General features: G+C 58.6%; 16 protein-coding genes and 1 riboswitch. Of the genes, 10 read left to right on the forward strand and 6 right to left on the reverse strand.

All coding sequences use genetic code 11. The features are described from left to right. Positions 1-2: 2 nt before the first annotated feature. Positions 3-782 (reverse strand): esterase/lipase family protein, encoded by a 780-nt coding sequence (locus Q4E11_RS08625; protein WP_368410417.1) that lies wholly within the window; start codon positions 780-782, stop codon positions 3-5. 104 nt (positions 783-886) lie between these two features. Next, on the reverse strand, positions 887-1,309 hold the full coding sequence (locus Q4E11_RS08630) for an HIT family protein (RefSeq protein ID WP_303165224.1): 423 nt from the start codon (positions 1,307-1,309) through the stop codon (positions 887-889). 78 nt (positions 1,310-1,387) lie between these two features. Between Q4E11_RS08630 and purD the strand changes: the two genes are divergently transcribed. The 3 genes from purD to Q4E11_RS08645 all read left to right on the forward strand — a co-directional run bounded on the left by purD (position 1,388) and on the right by Q4E11_RS08645 (position 4,982). Continuing rightward, positions 1,388-2,662, forward strand: a complete 1,275-nt coding sequence (gene purD / locus Q4E11_RS08635) for a phosphoribosylamine--glycine ligase (protein WP_303165225.1) — start codon at positions 1,388-1,390, stop codon at positions 2,660-2,662. Between the two features lie 89 nt (positions 2,663-2,751). Beyond that, complete coding sequence (locus Q4E11_RS08640; protein WP_303165226.1) at positions 2,752-3,972, forward strand: pyridoxal phosphate-dependent aminotransferase; 1,221 nt, start codon at positions 2,752-2,754, stop codon at positions 3,970-3,972. An 854-nt stretch (positions 3,973-4,826) separates the two neighbouring features. Further along, positions 4,827-4,982: a hypothetical protein gene (locus Q4E11_RS08645; protein WP_303165227.1), complete on the forward strand. Its 156-nt coding sequence runs from the start codon at positions 4,827-4,829 to the stop codon at positions 4,980-4,982. 58 nt (positions 4,983-5,040) lie between these two features. Here Q4E11_RS08645 and trpB read toward each other — a convergent pair whose 3' ends face one another. Then, a complete protein-coding gene (trpB, locus tag Q4E11_RS08650; protein WP_303165229.1) occupies positions 5,041-6,411 on the reverse strand; it encodes a tryptophan synthase subunit beta in 1,371 nt (456 codons plus the stop codon). 458 nt (positions 6,412-6,869) lie between these two features. Between trpB and Q4E11_RS08655 the strand changes: the two genes are divergently transcribed. Beyond that, positions 6,870-8,192 (forward strand): TrkH family potassium uptake protein, encoded by a 1,323-nt coding sequence (locus Q4E11_RS08655; protein WP_303165285.1) that lies wholly within the window; start codon positions 6,870-6,872, stop codon positions 8,190-8,192. Further along, positions 8,185-8,880: a TrkA family potassium uptake protein gene (locus Q4E11_RS08660; protein ID WP_303165230.1), complete on the forward strand. Its 696-nt coding sequence runs from the start codon at positions 8,185-8,187 to the stop codon at positions 8,878-8,880. Before Q4E11_RS08655 ends, Q4E11_RS08660 begins: the two co-directional genes overlap by 8 nt. A 23-nt stretch (positions 8,881-8,903) precedes the next feature. On the opposite strand, the gene Q4E11_RS08665 is transcribed toward Q4E11_RS08660, so the two are convergent. Together Q4E11_RS08665 and Q4E11_RS08670 are read right to left on the reverse strand one after the other, a co-directional pair. Further along, positions 8,904-9,245, reverse strand: a complete 342-nt coding sequence (locus Q4E11_RS08665; protein WP_303165231.1) for a cupin — start codon at positions 9,243-9,245, stop codon at positions 8,904-8,906. 6 nt (positions 9,246-9,251) lie between these two features. Further along, positions 9,252-10,013 carry a thiamine phosphate synthase gene (locus Q4E11_RS08670; protein WP_303165232.1) on the reverse strand — a complete coding sequence of 254 codons (762 nt, stop codon included), beginning with the start codon at positions 10,011-10,013 and terminating at the stop codon, positions 9,252-9,254. A gap of 70 nt (positions 10,014-10,083) precedes the next feature. Continuing rightward, a riboswitch (TPP riboswitch) is annotated at positions 10,084-10,220 on the forward strand. On the opposite strand from Q4E11_RS08670, the gene thiO reads away from it, so the two are divergent. The 4 genes from thiO to Q4E11_RS08690 all read left to right on the forward strand — a co-directional run bounded on the left by thiO (position 10,207) and on the right by Q4E11_RS08690 (position 13,737). Further along, positions 10,207-11,397, forward strand: a complete 1,191-nt coding sequence (gene thiO, locus Q4E11_RS08675) for a glycine oxidase ThiO (RefSeq protein ID WP_303165233.1) — start codon at positions 10,207-10,209, stop codon at positions 11,395-11,397. (Overlaps the previous riboswitch by 14 nt.) 18 nt (positions 11,398-11,415) lie before the next feature. After that, a complete protein-coding gene (locus Q4E11_RS08680; RefSeq protein ID WP_303165234.1) occupies positions 11,416-11,649 on the forward strand; it encodes a thiamine biosynthesis protein ThiS in 234 nt (77 codons plus the stop codon). Positions 11,650-11,704: 55 nt separating this feature from the next. After that, on the forward strand, positions 11,705-12,511 hold the full coding sequence (locus Q4E11_RS08685; protein WP_303165286.1) for a thiazole synthase: 807 nt from the start codon (positions 11,705-11,707) through the stop codon (positions 12,509-12,511). Beyond that, positions 12,511-13,737: a ThiF family adenylyltransferase gene (locus Q4E11_RS08690; RefSeq protein WP_303165235.1), complete on the forward strand. Its 1,227-nt coding sequence runs from the start codon at positions 12,511-12,513 to the stop codon at positions 13,735-13,737. Before Q4E11_RS08685 ends, Q4E11_RS08690 begins: the two co-directional genes overlap by 1 nt. A 19-nt stretch (positions 13,738-13,756) precedes the next feature. Here Q4E11_RS08690 and Q4E11_RS08695 read toward each other — a convergent pair whose 3' ends face one another. Beyond that, positions 13,757-15,343: an alkaline phosphatase gene (locus Q4E11_RS08695; RefSeq protein ID WP_303165236.1), complete on the reverse strand. Its 1,587-nt coding sequence runs from the start codon at positions 15,341-15,343 to the stop codon at positions 13,757-13,759. A 224-nt stretch (positions 15,344-15,567) separates the two neighbouring features. Between Q4E11_RS08695 and Q4E11_RS08700 the strand changes: the two genes are divergently transcribed. Further along, positions 15,568-17,349 (forward strand): BCCT family transporter, encoded by a 1,782-nt coding sequence (locus Q4E11_RS08700; protein ID WP_303165237.1) that lies wholly within the window; start codon positions 15,568-15,570, stop codon positions 17,347-17,349. The last annotated feature ends 83 nt before the right edge of the window (positions 17,350-17,432 follow it).

The following is a 17,432-nucleotide window of genomic DNA, read 5'->3' on the forward strand; positions in this document are numbered from 1 at the left end:
GCCTATTCGGTGTGCTCGGTCGGATCAAAATCCTCACCTACCAGCTTGAACAGTGCCTCGCGAGTAAGGGCGCGCGCACGCCAATCGTGTGCCATCTGCTCATGCAAAACAACGGCCTGAGGAAACGTATCCTGCAGATAGAGATTAGTGACCATACCGCGGTCGCCGTCGTGCAGGAAGCAAGACTGCGGAGGCGAAATCAACTGGTCGAATTTGGTAGCGATGCAGGTGTAGGAGACACCGGGGCCGAGGATATCGTGCGAGTTGGAATCCAGAACCATTTTCGAGCCGGTCAACTGTTCCAAGCCAGAGATGCCCCAGTAGCTCTGCACAAAGTTACTCAGCAGCGACTTGGTTCCCGGGATTTTGGTGAGACCAGCGGCGATACCGCCCAGGCTGGTGCCGTGATTCGGCGCAGCCAGGCAGACAACATGCTTGATACGTTCGGGGATGCGCAGGGACAGCAACGTTGCAATCAAGCCACCTTGAGAATGCCCCACGATAACCGCGTGTTTGGAACCCGTGGCGTGCAGCACTGCCTTGATATAGGGCACGAGCATGTCAATGGACTGATTGATGGGCTCTGTGGCACGGCGCCCGAAGTCGGGGGCAAAGACTGCCCAGCCATCCTCCCGCAACTGGTTGCCAAGGGACTCCCAAATACCCTTGACCTGGCCAGTTCCGTGCAGGAGGATTATCGGCCACGGCCGGTGCTTAGAAACCTTGGCGCCCCAATGGTCTTCGAAAACACCGCGCAGCGGACGATAAATGGCATAGGGCAGAGACGCTGATTCATCCGGAGCGTCTGAGTGCTCTACATCTGCCGATTCTGGGGTTGGGATAATCGGTGGCTTCTTATCCTGTGAGTCTTTGCCTGAGGTGACGATTAGCCGACTACCTTTCCATTTTCATCGGTGCCGAGTGCAGCGCGCAGCTTATTAGCTGCCTCATCCAAGGACTCGGCCGAGGGATTGCGATCAACCGACTGCAGGTTGTAGCCCGACATGTCATGAGCCGGGAAGACGTGGATGTGAGTGTGCGGAACCTCGAAGCCGGCGATGAGGTAACCCGCACGCGGAGCGTCAAAAGCCTCTACCACTGACTGACCAACCTTCTGTGCAACCTCATTGAGGTGAGCCCACAGCTCAGGGGAGGTATCAGTCCACTTATCGACCTCTTCGATAGGAACAACCAGCGTGTGACCAGGTGCAATCGGCTCGATGGTCATAAACGCCACTACCGTCTCATCGCGGTAGACAAAATGACCGGGCAGTTCACCATTAATGATTTTTGTAAATACTGTGCTCATGGCTAAAGGGTAACCCGAATAGCGGATTGGGAACAGGCTCGATAAGTATTATCCGGCCCCATCAGTAAGATGATTGCTATGCGCATCCTCGTAATTGGCTCCGGTGCTCGTGAGCACGCCCTGTTGTACGCAATGAGTAAGGACCCGCAGGCTACGGAACTGCACGTAGCCCCAGGTAACGCGGGTATGAGTGAACTGGCAACCATGCACCCGCTGGTTGTGGACGATCCCGCTGCCGCCACCGCGCTGGCAAAGGAAATTTCTGCGGACCTGGTTGTCATTGGTCCGGAAGTTCCGCTGGTCGCCGGCGTGGCGGACGCCCTGCGTGATGCCGGCTTCGCTGTCTTTGGTCCGAACGCTGATGCAGCTCGCATTGAGGGCTCTAAGGCTTTCGCCAAGGACGTCATGGAAGCTGCCGGTGTGAAGACTGCTTCGGCAGAGGCTATTCAGCCAGGCGCTTCTGATGAGGACATTGCGGCAGCAATTGACCGCTTTGGCCCTAACTGGGTGGTCAAGGATGACGGACTGGCAGCTGGCAAGGGCGTTGTGGTGACACAGGACCGCGCTGCCGCTATCGAGCACGCCAAGGCCGTGCTGGCAGCTGGCAACCCAGTTCTGCTGGAGTCCTTCCTGTCTGGCCCAGAGGTCTCCCTGTTCTGCCTGGTTGATGGCGAAACTGTCGTTCCGCTGTTGCCGGCACAGGACCACAAGCGCGTTGGCAATAATGACGAAGGCCCGAACACCGGCGGCATGGGCGCCTACTGCCCGCTGCCGTGGCTGCCGGAGGATGCAACTGAGCGCATTGTCTCCGAGGTTTGTGAGCCGGTCGCCCGTGAGATGGCCGCTCGCGGTTGCCCGTTCCAGGGCCTGTTGTACGCGGGTTTGGCCTGGGGTGAGGACGGTCCGGCAGTGATTGAGTTCAACTGCCGCTTTGGTGATCCGGAAACCCAGGCCGTTCTGGCACTGCTGGAATCCCCGCTGGCGCAGCTGCTCAACGCCGCTGCTACCGGCACGTTGGCTAACTTCGGTCCGCTGTCCTGGCGCGATGGTTACGCTCTGACTGTTGTGCTGGCAGCGGAGGGTTACCCGGTATCCACTCGTACTGGCGATGTCATTGAGGGCGCAGAGCCCGGCCGTGAGGCCGACGGCATTCTGCATGCCGGCACCACCCGCAACGCCGCAGGTGAGCTGGTTTCCGCTGGCGGTCGTGTCCTCAACGTCATTGGTGTGGGAGACACTCTGGAAGAGGCCCGCAACAAGGCATATGAGATTATCAAGACCATCAAGCTCGAGGGCTCGCACTACCGCACCGACATTGCTCTGCCGGCCGTTGAAGGCCGCATCAAGATTTAGTGAGCATCGTCATTTAATAAGCACAGTCCAGGGGTAAGAGAGCTACCTAGATTCGGTAGCTGCCCCTAAGGGCTGCCAATATTGGAGGTATGAACCCCGATTCACAGCCTCACCAGCAGCCTTTGGCATCTCTCGCTTCGCGCCGCAGCGAGGTTGCACCATTCCATGTGATGGATGTTCTAGCCGCGGCGCAGGAGAGACAGCGCACTCATGGGGATGCGCTGTTTTTGTGTGTGGGGCAGCCCTCCACGCCGGCACCGATGCCGGCGATTGCTAGAGCTCGGCAGGATTTGGATAGTCAGGTGCTGGGCTACACTGCGGCCGTCGGCACGCCTGAGCTGCGTGAAACCATTGCGGCGTGGCATAGCCAGACGTACGGCACGCACACGACTGCTGCTGATGTGGTAATCACGACGGGATCGTCGGGCGGATTTGTCGCGCTGTTTTTGGCTGCGCTTGATGTCGGCGATGATATCGTGCTCGCACGTCCGGGATACCCCGCTTACCGCAACACGCTGGAGGCGCTTGGCGCCAATATCGTCGAGATTGACTGTGGGCCGGAGTCGCGCTTCCAGCTCACCGTGGCGCACCTTGAGCAGCTGCCGCGCGTTCCCAAGGCCGTAATTGTCACCAGCCCGGATAACCCCACTGGCACAATCATTGATGCTGCGGAGCTTCAGGCCATCGCGAAATGGTGCGAGCACCATGACTGCCTGCTCATTTCCGATGAGATTTACCACGGCATTACGTATGGGCGGCAGTGTGCGTCGGCACGTGAGTTCTCCGATGCTGCGGTCGTTGTGGGCAGCGTTTCCAAGTACTTCTCCATGACGGGGTGGCGCGTGGGTTGGCTTATCGTGCCGGAGTGGTTGCGCGCCCCGCTCGATCGATTGGAGGCCAACCTCACTGTCTGTCCACCAGCAATTTCGCAGGCAGCGGCGGTGGCGGCTTTTAGCCCGGAGGCAATTGCCGAGCTGAACTCGCACGTCAAACGCTACGCTCGCAACCGCGACGTCCTGCTTGAGGGGCTCCCGCGCGTGGGGCTGGACAACATCGCCCCGCCAGACGGCGGCTTCTATATCTACGCCAACATCGCAGGGCTTTACGACGACCCCAGCCGAGTCGACTCCATGACCTGGGCTCGGGAATTGTTGGCCGCAACCGGTGTGGCGGTCGCGCCGGGCATTGACTTTGATACTGAAAACGGTCACGAGTGGGTGCGGCTGTGCTTCGCCGGGGAAACGGATGACATGGTCGATGCCATCCGACGTATCGGTGAATTTACTGGACGCGGCGCGCATATCGGGTAGCCGATAGCGTTGTTACGGGTAAAACCGGGCGCTAGAAGCTGTCCAAAAATATCCCAAAACTGTGATTTATGACACATTGTGAGAATTGATTTCGCCAAACTGACGGTCTTCATTTTTGCCTATTTTTTGCGGCCAGCGACAGGGGCTCAATTGGGCTCGGTGAGCGTGAAAATGGCGCTAGTGTAAAGCGGTAAAAACCGGCGTTGATTTCACAGTTTTCTAGCTTTGTCGCAGTCATGTCAGGGCGTGTTTAGTCGGGGGTTGGAGGCTGTGATTTGGATGGCTTAGTGTGGCTGAGATTGTCAGCGGATGGTGCTTGGGGAGACCATTGTCAGTTGGTTGCAGTAAGCGACTATCGGTGATTTTCCGCCAACTTATCTGTGCAGGTGAATGTCTGTTTATGTGGGTATGTGTTGAGTATCGGACGCTAACGGTTTGGTGCTATCAAGTTCGATGTCGTGTCATATAAAAAGCGTGCGGGGGTGGAGAGGCGTGGAGGTGAAGTGTCGTCATTGAAGGATGCTATTGAACGGTGTGCAGTTTGAGTCTGGCCAAACTGCGGTTTAGTGTCGTCCGAACGCTCGGTCGGAATGTCTGTAAGGTTCGGCAAAGCGATGTTGATGCGACACTAAAAAGCGGCCTTTCGGCACGCGAAAAGTGGCCAAAAAACCGCGCGAAAGTTAACAACTGGTTAACTAAATAGAAACTTTAGTACTTGTCAGGGGTCTGGCTGCCCGCTACACTTCAGTAGTCACAGGCTCTAATCGAGGTATTGAAACACCGAACATACTGCGGAGAATCAAAAAATCGATTGGATAAATCCAACTATCAAGACCAGAAAGAGGTGACCTCTGATGGACGCTCTTAATGAGATTATCGACATTGTGTCCCCAGTGGACGAGGGTAAGAACGAATCCGTGCAGGATGCGTTGGCACCGCTGCTGGCGGAGGCCATCGTAGAGGCAGCCCCGCAGTCGGGCACTGTCGCCGATGACCGCCGCGCTGCCTAAATCAGGATCCTTGGTCAGCCGCTAAAACCGGCCGACCAAGTTGACGGGATAGTTCGAACTATTTCTTCAGGTATTCCTGAACTTGTTCCATATCCTTATCGCCGCGACCCGACAGATTTACCAATAGCAGCAGTGGCTCATCGCCATCGGTAGTCGGAAGGCCGAGCTCGCTACCTGCAGAGTTATCGTCTTCGCGGAGTCGCGCAATCTTAATGGCCTGCGCCAACGCATGAGAGGATTCCATCGCCGGAATAATTCCCTCCATGCGGCTGAGCAGCTGGAAAGCCTCCAGTGCCTCCTCGTCGGTAATACCGACGTAGGTGGCGCGGCCATTTTCATCAAGCATGCCATGCTCCGGTCCAACAGACGGGTAATCCAAGCCCGCCGAGATGGAATGAGAAGGCAACACCTCGCCGTCGTCGGAAAGCATGACGAATGAACGCATGCCGTGCAGAATACCGACCTTGCCAGCGTTAATCGGTGCACCGTGGTGGTCGGTGTCCAGCCCCTCGCCCGCAGGTTCCACGCCAATGAGTGCGACGTCGGCATCATCGATGTAGTTGGCAAATGCGCCAATCGCATTCGATCCACCGCCGACGGCGGCAATCACAGCGTCGGGCAGACGACCGTAACGCTCCAGCATCTGAGCGCGCGACTCAGCAGAGATAATCTGCTGGAACTCGCGCACGATGGTGGGGAAGGGGTGTGGACCGGCAGCGGTACCCAGCAGGTAGAACGTCGTGTCGAGCGTCTTGCTCCACTCGACCAGCGCCTCATCGATAGCATCCTTGAGGCCAGCTTCACCGTTGGTCACCGGCACAACCTTGGCTCCCATAAGCTCCATTCGCTCGACGTTGGGGTGCTGTCGAGCCACATCGTGGGCGCCCATGTAAATCACGCACTCCAGGCCCAGCAGTGCAGCTGCCATTGCGGTAGCTGTGCCGTGCTGGCCCGCACCCGTCTCAGCAATGAGTCGGGTTTTTCCCATGCGCTTAGCCAGAAGTGCCTGGCCAAGTACGTTATTTCCCTTGTGTGCGCCACCGTGGTTGAGGTCTTCGCGCTTCAAAATAATCTTGGTACTCGGCGTCGAAAGACGGCGACATTCAAACAGCGGAGTCTGACGCCCCAAGAAATCACGGCGCAAATCATCGAGTTCGCTCAAGAACTGCGGATCGCTCATTGCGTCTACGTACGCTGCTTCCAGCTCATCGAGCGCCGGCAGCAGGAAATCCGGAACTTCCTGTCCACCGAATCGACCGAAGAACGCCGGCAGCAGGGTTTCGCGCACCTCGCCGGCACCGTCAATGCTTGACGACGGAACCCTGGTTGCCGTTGGTGCCGACGCCTTGGCAATGGCTTCCGGGCTGGGAGTACTAGCCCGGCGCGAGTTATCGGTTGCGTCGGTTACGACAGAGTTTGTCTCAGTCATTGTTAGGGCCTTTCGTTGCTATTTTCCTCGCGGGCCCTTGGTGCTGTTTAAAGCGACAAAAGAAAAGAGCCCGCTACCTATTTCTCGTGCGAGCTCGTACGTGACGGGTTAGCCGTCAAGACTTAAAAGATGACGTGTGATATCGCTCGCCGGATTATGCGAGCCACCACCACTTCGTGGGTGGAATAATCAGGGGTGTCATCATGAAAATGACAATAACTCATGTTTTCCGCCGTGAGCAAAGCCGGGGGAGTAATTGGGGGTCAGGCCGCGGCCTTGGCTACGGACGTGAGGCAGCACACGCGCCGTGATATCGACACCTTTGAGTCGGCAGACTAACGTCTATTCGAGTGAGTACGTTGTCGCAGTCGCGCACCAAGTCACGGCGTGGAATTCGTCCCACGACTTTGGTGGTGTGGAGCTATGCCGGTCTCATTACTGTCGGCACGATTTTGTTGATGCTGCCGTTTTCAGCGGCGAATCCGAGCCCCGAAGGCAGCTGTGAGCCGCCGCGTATCGGCAGCCTATGTCTTCCCACTGCCGTGTCTGATGCGTTGTTTACCGCTACCTCTGCGACCAGCCTGACAGGCCTCATCACTCTGGATACCGCGACGCATTGGTCGATGTTCGGCAAGGTCGTCATCATGCTGCTGATTCAGTTCGGCGGTCTGGGGTTCATGACCTTGGCATCCCTGTTCGGCCTCTTTGTTGCAGGCAGGCTTGGTTTGAACCGCCGTGCAGGTGCCCGTGTGGAAGGCCGTGGCACCGACATGGGGGAGATCTCCTGGGTGGTCAGGGCTACTGTCTCCTTCACCTTGCTTGTTGAATTCCTCGTCGCCGTCGCACTGACGCTGCGGTTTCACCTGGGGTACGGATACACCTGGGGTAGGGCTATATGGGAAGGCGTCTTCCACGCCATCTCGGGTTTTAATAACGCCGGTTTCGCGCTGTACTCGGATAATGTCATCGACTTCCAAACCGATGCTTGGGTGTTGCTGCCGCTGGCATTTGCGCTGATGGTCGGTGGCTTGGGTTTCCCCGTTTTGCTGGAGGCCTGGCGTCACTTGAAGGCCTGGTTCAGCGTGCGCACTCGCGGGCAACTACCTCGCCGCTGGTCGTTGACCTCACGCTTTACCATTCAAGGAACCATCGCGCTCGTGGTCATCGGCACGCTCATGGTTGCGCTCTCCGAGTGGTCCAACGCGATGGATGGCTTGACGACGAAAGAGAAGCTGCTCAACGCATTCTTCGCAGGTGTCAGCCCGCGTACCGCTGGTTTCAACGCACTCGACTATGCCGATTTTCACCCATCCACGCTGCTGGGCACGGACATTTTGATGTTCATTGGTGGCGGCTCGGGCGGTACTGCCGGTGGCGTGAAAATTACTACCACGGCGGTCATTCTCGCCGCTGTCTTGGCGGAGATCCGCGGTGATTCCTCCGTGGCCGTGGCGCGTCGTCGCTTAAGCCCCAAGGTGCTGCGGCAAGCGCTGGTCATCCTGGCTTTCGCAATTGGCCAGGTGATTGTCGCGGTGCTGGCAATTAGTTATTTGGCGCCGCAATTTTCCACTGATCAAATCTTCTTTGAAGTAATCAGTGCCTTCGCCACAGTGGGATTGTCCACTGGTATTACTGGCAGTCTGCCCGTGGCGGCGCAGGCAATCATCATCGTTCTCATGTTCGCTGGTCGTGTGGGGCCTATTGTGTTGGCAACAGCCTTGGCCGCTCGCCCGCAGCAGCGCATCTTTGACTACCCCGACGAAAGGCCCTTCATTGGCTAACTCGAATCCCTTTGCCGCGTTCACTGAGCACTTATCCAAGCGAAGGAGCTCATCCCCCGTTGTCATTCTCGGCATGGGACGCTTCGGCCAAGCACTCGGCGAGGAACTGGTCGCCGGCGGTGTTGAAGTTCTCTGTGTCGATCATCGCGAAAAAGTCGTGCAGGAACTGTCGTCCACCTTTGATTATGTGGTGACAGCGGACACCACCATGCCGGAAGTGCTCAAACAGCTGGGTGTCAATGAAGCCGAGCGCGTGGTCATCGCCATCGGCAGTGATATCGAGGCATCATTGCTTACCGCATCTGCGCTGGTGGACATGGGTGTGCCGATGATTTGGGCCAAGGCGGACAACGCGGCCCATGCGAAGATTCTCGGCCAGATTGGTGTGCATCATGTTGTGCGCCCAGAGGCCGACACTGGCCGTCGCATAGCGCACTTGATTGGCGGTAAGGTTCAGGACTTCCTGGAGTTTGACCGCGATTACGCAGTTGGCAAGGTCGCCCCGCCGATTCACTGTCTGGATAAGACCGTGGCGGAGATTAACCAGATTGCGCCTGTCACCGTTGTCGCGGTGCGCAAACGAGGCCAGCGCTTCCGTCCTGCGTTTGCCGACGATCGCATTACAGCCGGTGACCTGCTAATTGTCTCGGGCGGTATCCGCGAGCTGGAGACCTTCGCCGGCGAGTAGCCCTTTCCTATACCCGTGACCTGCTACCTATCGCCGTGGCTGTCGATACCCTCAACACCGGTGACGGTGGTGAGTAGGAATACCGAATCCGCCAGGGCCTTCACGCCATGCTTGACGTGGGTGAGAACCTTGAGGTTGCCCTCGGAGATAGTCGTCTCATCCGCGCCGGTGATGCGCACCTCACCAGCGAGGACGAACATCGATGCCGCTGGCGGAGAGTTGTGCGCGGACAGCTCAGTTCCTTCGGTCAGTGCAATGAGAGTCTGGCGCAACGGACCATCATGGACTGCAATTTCGGCGGCGCGACCATTGCTGCTGGCCTTCGCCTGAGTCAAGAGCTCATCTTTCTGAGAGAAAATCTTCATGGTTTGCTAGCTCCTTTGCGTAACAGCAGCCCGCAACGCACGTGCCGCTTCTTCCGGGTCTGCAGCATCAGTGAGCGCCCGTACCACCACGATACGCTCCGCACCAGCAGAAACAACGTCTTCGACGGTATCGGCATTGATGCCGCCGATAGCCCACCACGGTTTTACAGGGTCGGCCGCGCCGCGGTCGTGGGGATGGACAATATCGGCAACTGAATCCTGATGAGATTCCGCGGAGCCCTGGGCACGCAGCTGTCGCACCAGTGAAGCTGCCTCGGACACCGCATCAAGTCCCACCGGCTTACGGTCGGGTTTTGTCGGGGTGGCAAACACCGGACCAATTACGGCGTAGTCAATGCCATCGTCGGCAAGCGAATCTGTAAACATCTCGATGGTGCGATTAGAACGACCCAGCAGGACCTCGGGGCCGACAATGCGGCGCGCCTGCTCGGTGGTGAGATCTTCCTGACCGACGTGCAGAATGTCGGCGCCGGTCAGTGCGGCGATGTCGGCGCGGTCGTTGACGGCGAAGAGTTTGCCGTGTTCAGCAGCGACCTCGGCAAGGGTTTCCACGGCGGCGATTTCGTCGCGAGTGTCAATCTTCTTGTCGCGCAGCTGAATAATGTCGGTGCCGCCTTCGTAGCAGGCGTGCAGGAATTCGCGGAGATCGCCGCGGGTGGAGCGGGCGTCTGTGCACAGGTACAGACGGGCATCGGCTAGGAGTGCTTGGCGGGATGCGCGCGTGGCGCTGGATGCGGAGGCGTTCATGGCCCCATGCTAGGTGAGGTTTGCGATGCGGTGTCGAGCCACCGATGGGGAAAGTCTTATGATGGGGGAGTACCAATTCCGCGGGAGCCACCCGGGATGCGTCGGCAAAAGTCATGCCGATGCCGTTGTGGCTGAGAGGGCGAGGAGCGCCGACCGCTTATACCTGATGCGGGTTATGCCGCCGGAGGGAGGAATGGCAGTGAACGCTGCCACGACACGTGCTGCCGAAAAAGGCCAGGCAGGCAGGGAAAACACGTCGAAAAGCGCCGTCATCGCAGGCGCGGGCGTCATTGGCTTAGCGACGGCGTGGAGACTACTCCACAGGGGATTCGAGGTCACAGTCCTCGATGCCGAGCCCGTCTCGGGCGCATCATTTGCGGCCGCTGGCATGCTGGCGCCCGTCGCAGAAGTGGTGTGGGATCAGCCGACGCTGTACCCACTGATGGTGGAATCGGGCAAGCTCTACCGCGACTTTGCCCTGGCGATTGCGGAAGAATCCGGGCAGGATGTCGGTTATATCGAAAATTCCACCTTTGTCTGCGCAGGCGACTCAGCCGACCGCCAGACTTTGAGCGAGCTGGTGGAACTGCAGCATGACCTGGGCATGAACATCACCCGCATTACCGCCACCCAGGCGCGCCGGGCGGAACCAGCGCTGGGACCGGGCTGCGTGGGTGCTGTCGATATTCCAGGTGATCACCAGATTAATCCGCGCATGCTGGCCGATGCCTTGCTCACCATTTTGGGCGACCGCGTCGTCCGTACCAATGCTGCGGAGATTATCTATGCCGAGGGCAGTAGCCGTGCGGTGGGACTGCGCGGTGAGGACGGCACCGATTACCTCGCTGATGAAGTGGTGCTGGCTGCAGGTCTCAAGACCGGCGCAATCGCAGGTCTGCCCGAGAATCTCAATCTGCCACTGCGTCCGGTCTACGGCGATATCCTGCGTCTGCGCGTGCCGGAGCGCCTGCAGCCGCTGGTCACCCGCACTATTCGCGGTGTGGTGCAGGGCCGACCGGTCTACATCGTCCCGCGTGCCGACGGTACCGTCGTCCTCGGCGCCACTTCCCGCGAAGATGACATGACCGGTGTCTCCGCGGAGGGCGTTCACCAGCTGCTGCGCGATGCCTACCGTCTGGTTCCGGGCATCCTGGACTGTGAGATCTATGAAATGACCGCCCGCGCACGTCCCGGCTCCCCTGATGATGTGCCTATGATTGGCCGCATTGTGCCAGGGCTGACCGTCTCCACCGGCTACTTCCGCCATGGCATTTTGCTCACCGCCATCGGCTCAAAAATCACTGCAGAAATTGTCGCCGGTGACACAAGCGCCACCGACTCGGCACTCATTCGGGCCGTCAACCCATTCCGCTTCAGCGTCTAACTGAAAGGGCCAACTGACATGACCGAAACGACACTTAACGGAACAAGCTACTCACCAGAACCGGAAGAGACGGTCGCAAGGCTCGTCGAAAAGCACACGGGACATGCGCTTAACGACGACGGCACCGCTGCGGACGGAACTCGGTTGGGCATTGCGGTGGCCGTCGACAGTGCGGTGATCCCACGTGCGAAGTGGAGCGTCACGCCGGCCGTGGGCGATATCGAGATTGTGACTGCAGTTCAGGGAGGTTAAGGACATGACTGAGAAGCAAACCGTGAATGAGGATTCGGCTAAGGGCGCTGTCGGGATGGCGCGTGAGCCGCTGCGCATTGGCGGGCTGGAGCTGACCTCGCGCCTGATTATGGGAACTGGCGGCGCGACCAGCATGGATACGCTGGAGCGCGCGCTGGTGGCCTCTGGCGCTGAGCTGACTACGGTGGCCATGCGCCGCTTTACTCCGGGGACGAAGCAGAGCGTTTTTGAGATTCTGCAGCGTAATAATATTGCTGCGCTGCCGAATACGGCCGGCTGCTATACGGCTCGGGATGCGGTGCTGACCGCACAGCTCGCCCGCGAGGCCCTGGAGACCAACCTGATCAAGCTGGAGGTTATCGCCGACGAGGACACGCTGCTGCCTGATCCTGTCGAGCTTGTCGATGCCGCGGAACAGCTGGTGGGCGATGATTTCGTGGTCTTCGCCTACACCAATGATGACCCAGCGCTGGCCAAGCGCTTGGAAGATGTCGGCTGTGCGGCAGTCATGCCCGCGGGCTCGCCAATTGGCACAGGTCTCGGCATTCTCAATCCGCACAACATTGAGCTCATCGTTGACCGTGCGAATGTGCCCATCATTCTCGATGCCGGTATTGGTACCGCCTCCGAGGCGGCACAGGCTATGGAGCTCGGTTGCGATGCGGTGCTGCTGGCCTCTGCTGTGACGCGCGCCCACAACCCAGTGGGCATGGCCACCGCTATGCGGCTGGGTGTTGAGGCGGGGCTTGCTGCTCGCGAGTCGGGGCGGATTCCGCGGCGTCGTCTGGCACAGGCCAGCTCCTCATTCGAAGGTATCATCACTGAGCGCGTCAGCGGCTCCCGCGAGCAGGATTCGCTGTAATGGCAGATCACGGCAGCGCATTGAGTGATCGTGACCTGCGCAGGTACGCGCGTCACCTAACTTTGCCTGGCTTTGGTGCGCCAGCGCAGCAGGCGCTGCGACGCTCCCGCGTGCTGGTCGTCGGGGCAGGTGGACTGGGCTCGCCCGCGCTGCTGTACCTGGCTGCCGCGGGGGTCGGCCACATCACCATCATTGACGATGACGTGGTTGATGAGTCCAACCTGCAGCGCCAGGTCATCCACCGTGAGTCCGATATTGGGCGCCCCAAGGCCGAGTCCGCCGCCGATGCGGTGCGTCGGCTCGACTCGGAGGCCTCGGTCACGGCAATCGTCGGCAGGCTCAGCGTCGACAATGCGCTTGAGCTCTTCGCCGACCATGATGTGGTGCTTGACGGCGCGGACAACTTCGCCACTCGCTACCTGTCCTCCGATGCCGCCGAGCTGACCGGAACGCCGCTGGTCTGGGCCACAATTCTGCAATTTGTCGGGCAATTGTCCGTCTTCTGGCCAGGTCGTGGCCCCATGCTCCGCGATCTCTACCCCGACATTCCCGACCCCGGCTCCGTGCCCTCGTGCGCGGCCGGCGGAGTCCTCGGCGCGATGGTCGGCCAGGTCGGTTCGATGATGGTCGTCGAGGCAATCAAGGTGCTCACCGGCGTCGGCAACGTCGCTGTGGGCAAGCTTGTGCTTATCGACGCCCTGGAGGCCACCACTCGGTCGCTGTCATTTGCCGCCGACCCGGAGCGCGAACCCGTCACCGACCTGACCGAGATGGCGCAGGTGTGCGCAGCGTCTTGGTCGGAGGACGATGCTGTCTCGGAGCCGAGTGTACGCAGCGTTGGCCCGCATGCGGTCGCGGAGTTGATCTCCCACGGCGCGACGGTGCTGGATGTGCGTGAGCCGGAGGAACACGAGCAGGCCGCCATCGCCGGATCAGTGCTGGTGCCACTCGGTGAGATTCGCAGCCGCGGTTGGGCTGCAGTCAATGAGGCGCTGGCCAAGGTCGACGGTGCAGAGCAAGTCATCGTTCACTGCCATTCCGGAGCGAGGTCGCAGCAGGCGATTGAGTTACTGAACAGTGAGAACACTGATGGTGAGGCTGAGGGCGAGGTCAAGGCGGAAGCGAAAAACAACGCCAAGCCCGAGCTAATCAACCTGGAGGGTGGCATTGTCGCCTGGCAGGCGGCGGGGCTGGGAACCGTCGTAAAGCGGGCTGACTTTGAGTAGTGTGTGACGGACTCCGTACTTATGCTTGCGGCTCCAGAGTCGTCGACCATAGCTCGGTGCCGCGGGTGGTAAGCAGACGGACGGTCATTTCACGTGAATCGCCGTCGATGTCGACCTCGCCGAAGTGCTGAAAATCCTGAGTTGGATCCGCGTTGGCGTTGTCCTTGCCCGGCGCGTGCACGTACTCGACCTTTGGGCCGAAGGTTGAATCCATCTCATTAGGTCCGAAAGCACCTGCGTGGAGCGGCCCGGAGACAAACTCCCAAAATGGTGCGAAATCAGTGAACTGAGCGCGCTCGGGGCTGTAGTGATGAGCGGCGGTGTAGTGAACGTCGGCAGTGAGCCAAACGACGTTGGCGACATTCTTAATGGCGCTGAGGACACGTGCGATTTCACGCTCGCGGCCGGCAGGCGCGCCGTTAGCCCCATTAGACACACTCTCCTGGTCGCCGTTGTCGCCATCTGGGACGATGATGCCCAGTGGAAGGTCGTTGGCGACAATTTTCCACGTGGCACGGGACTCCTTGAGTGAGTCAATCAACCAATTCGTCTGCTTCTCACCAAGAATTGGTTCCGCAGTGGCCGAACGCGGGTTGTTAGATGTGTTTTCGCCCTTGTAGCTGCGCATATCCAAGATGAAGATGTCCAGTAGAGGCCCGTAGGACACCTTGCGGTAAACACGACCGTCTACGGCCATTTGCTCATCAATCGGCTGCCACTCGTGGAAAGCCTGGTAAGCGCGCTTGGCGAGTGTATTGACATCTCGGACGGAGTAGCGATCGTCGTCGAGAACTTCGTTGGGGTACCAGTTGTTGACCGTCTCGTGGTCGTCCCACTGCACAAGCTGTGGCACTCGCGCGTTGAAGGCTAGATAGTTGCTATCCATGAGGTTGTAGGAATACTGACCACGGTATTCTTCCAGAGTCTCGGCCACTTTCGACTTGGCCGGAGTGACCAGGTTGTGCCACACAGTGCCGTCGGAAAGCGTGACGGATTCCTCCATCGGGCCATCGGCGTAGCAGGTATCGCCGGAGTGGATGAATAAGTCGGGATTGCGCTCCAGCATGGTGGAAAAGCCGGTGAAGCCGCCGATTACATTGTTGATGCCCCAACCTTGACCTGCGACATCACCGGACCAGTGTAAGCGGATGTTGGAGGCTCGAGAAGGAGCGGTGCGGAAAGTGCCAATAACAGGATCAGAACAAATTCCAGTGTCGGCATCCTCGAGAGTGACACGATAGAAGATTTCCTGGCCAGGCTCGAGTCCGACGACGCGGAGGCGTCCGGTACCGTCAGTGGCCGGTGTCAGCGGAGCGTTGCTGCGAAAGACTTTTGCATTGTGGAAATTCTCAGTAGCTGCAGTTTCAACTACCATGCGGGCGGGCCGGTCAGAGCGTGCCCAAATCAATGCGCCATCGCCACGGATGTCGCCACTTGCTACACCATGGGTGAGTTGAGGGCGCTTACGGAGCAATCCCGGAGATGACAACGATGGCGAGCCCGGTGTAACCAATGCTGGAGCCGCAGATGGATGAGCTAGTGCGGCTGAGGTGGCAAGTGCTGTGGAGGCGCCCAAACGGAGAGCGCGACGACGGGAAAGCTGCATGGAACCAAACGTTAGGGAGTAGAAATTTACTCCTTATGAAGCGAGTATGAACTCGAAGAAAAGTTATATTTTCAGTTTGAGCGAACCATCGGTAACGAAACGGTGTAAACCCATACGACAGTTAGCGCCCTTTTGTAACGTAGATACATGTCTTGGGAGGTGAACTCCTGGGCTGCCTCGTAACTGAGGTAGACGATCTAGAAACGAAAGGCGCTGTCCCTGCTATGGGATCTACACAAACGCCAGAAGCAAACACGCAAGAAAGTGGTCCGCGCAGAGCTTTAAAGAAGCTACCGACGGATCCACTGATCTTCCTGACGTCGATAGGCTTCATTGTCGTCTTCGTCGCAGTGACTATCGTGCTTGGCGACAAAGCCCGCGATGCCTACGCCACGGCCTCCGACTGGGTGACTTCCAACCTGGGATGGCTGTTCATCGGTGGTGTGTCGGCAAGCTTCATCTTCCTCATTGGTCTATTCGTGTCCCGCTACGGGCGCATCCAGCTGGGTGATGATGACGAAGAACCCGAATACACCATCGCCGAATGGTTCGGCATGCTCTTCGCCGGCGGTACCGGCTCCATGCTCATGTTCTGGGGTGTCGCAGAGCCACTGAATCACGCCTACAACCCACCATTTGGTGGCGACCCCATGACCCGCGAGGCACAGAACACCGCGATGGGCTTTACCATCTACCACCTGGGCATTCACATGTGGGTAATCATGGCGTTGCCGGGTTTGGCACTAGGCTACTTCATTTATAAGCGCCACCTCCCACCACGCGTTTCGTCAATCTTCGCGCCGCTGCTAGGTACACGCATCTACTCATGGCCGGGCAAGCTTATCGACGCCGTCGCCATCATCGGCACCGTTGCCGGTATCGCGGTATCGGTGGGTATGGGTGCGATGCAGATTAATGCCGGTGCTGCTCGTGTTCTGGGTACCCCGGAAAACTCCATGGTGCAGCTGGTGCTCATTGCAATCATCATCGTGATTGCTTCAATCTCTGTGGCTCGTGGTTTGGACAAGGGCATTAAAATCCTGTCCAATGCCAACATCTGGGCTGCAATGGGTCTGATGGTGTTCGTCCTGCTGATGGGGCCGACCCTGACGTTGCTGCGCCAGACCGTTGATACTGCTGGTATCTACCTGGACTTGTTGCCGCGCATCATGTTCTGGACGGATTCCTATGATGTCAACCCAGAGTGGAAGCAGGGTGCCTGGACCGTCTTCTACTGGGCGTGGACCATTTGTTGGTCGCCGTTTGTGGGCATGTTTGTCGCTCGCATCTCTCGTGGCCGCACCGTTCGCCAGTTCATTGCCGGCGTCATTGCGCTGCCGACGATCGTGTCGATTCTGTGGTTCTCCATCTTCGGCCGTGCGGGCTTTGAGCTGGAAAATGAGCAGCCAGGTATTCTGACTAAGCCTGTTGTCGAGGGTGGCGATCCATCACCGGCACTATTTATCCTGCTGGAGCAGTACCCACTGACAACGCTGGTCAGTGTCTTCGCGCTGTTGGTAATCATGATCTTCTTTGTCACCTCCATTGACTCCGCGTCGATGGTGATGGACATGATGTCCACTGGTGAAGAGAACAAGACACCGACTCTCTACCGCGTGCTGTGGGGCATCATGATTGGTGCCGTAGCCGCCTCGCTGCTGCTGATCTCGGGTGAAACTGCACTGGAAGCGCTGCAATCTGCGGTGATTGTTATTGGTGTGCCTTTCTTCTTCCTCCACTTCATCATGATGTACTCCCTGGTCAAGGGTATGAGCGATGACCATATGGCCGTGCGCAAACCGGTCACCCGCCAGTGGAGCAAGACCGACACCCCAGAGAAGCTGGAGAAGCATGAGGCCGCACCCGCGCCGGGCTATGACGAGGAAGGCAATGAGCTGCCACGCCTGGAGTACACCCACGATGAAGAAGGCCGTCTGGTGATTCAGTCCGATGTCGTGGTGGAAGGCGATGTTGATTTGGGTGATGAATCCAAGGACGATAAATGAAATCTAGGCTAGTACTTTGCCTAGTATTTCTATTTGTTTTCGTAATCGTTGGTTTTCTCGCGCTAACAGTTGTGGCGCTAATC

This window comes from Corynebacterium sp. (assembly GCF_030532195.1).
Lineage (GTDB): Bacteria > Actinomycetota > Actinomycetes > Mycobacteriales > Mycobacteriaceae > Corynebacterium.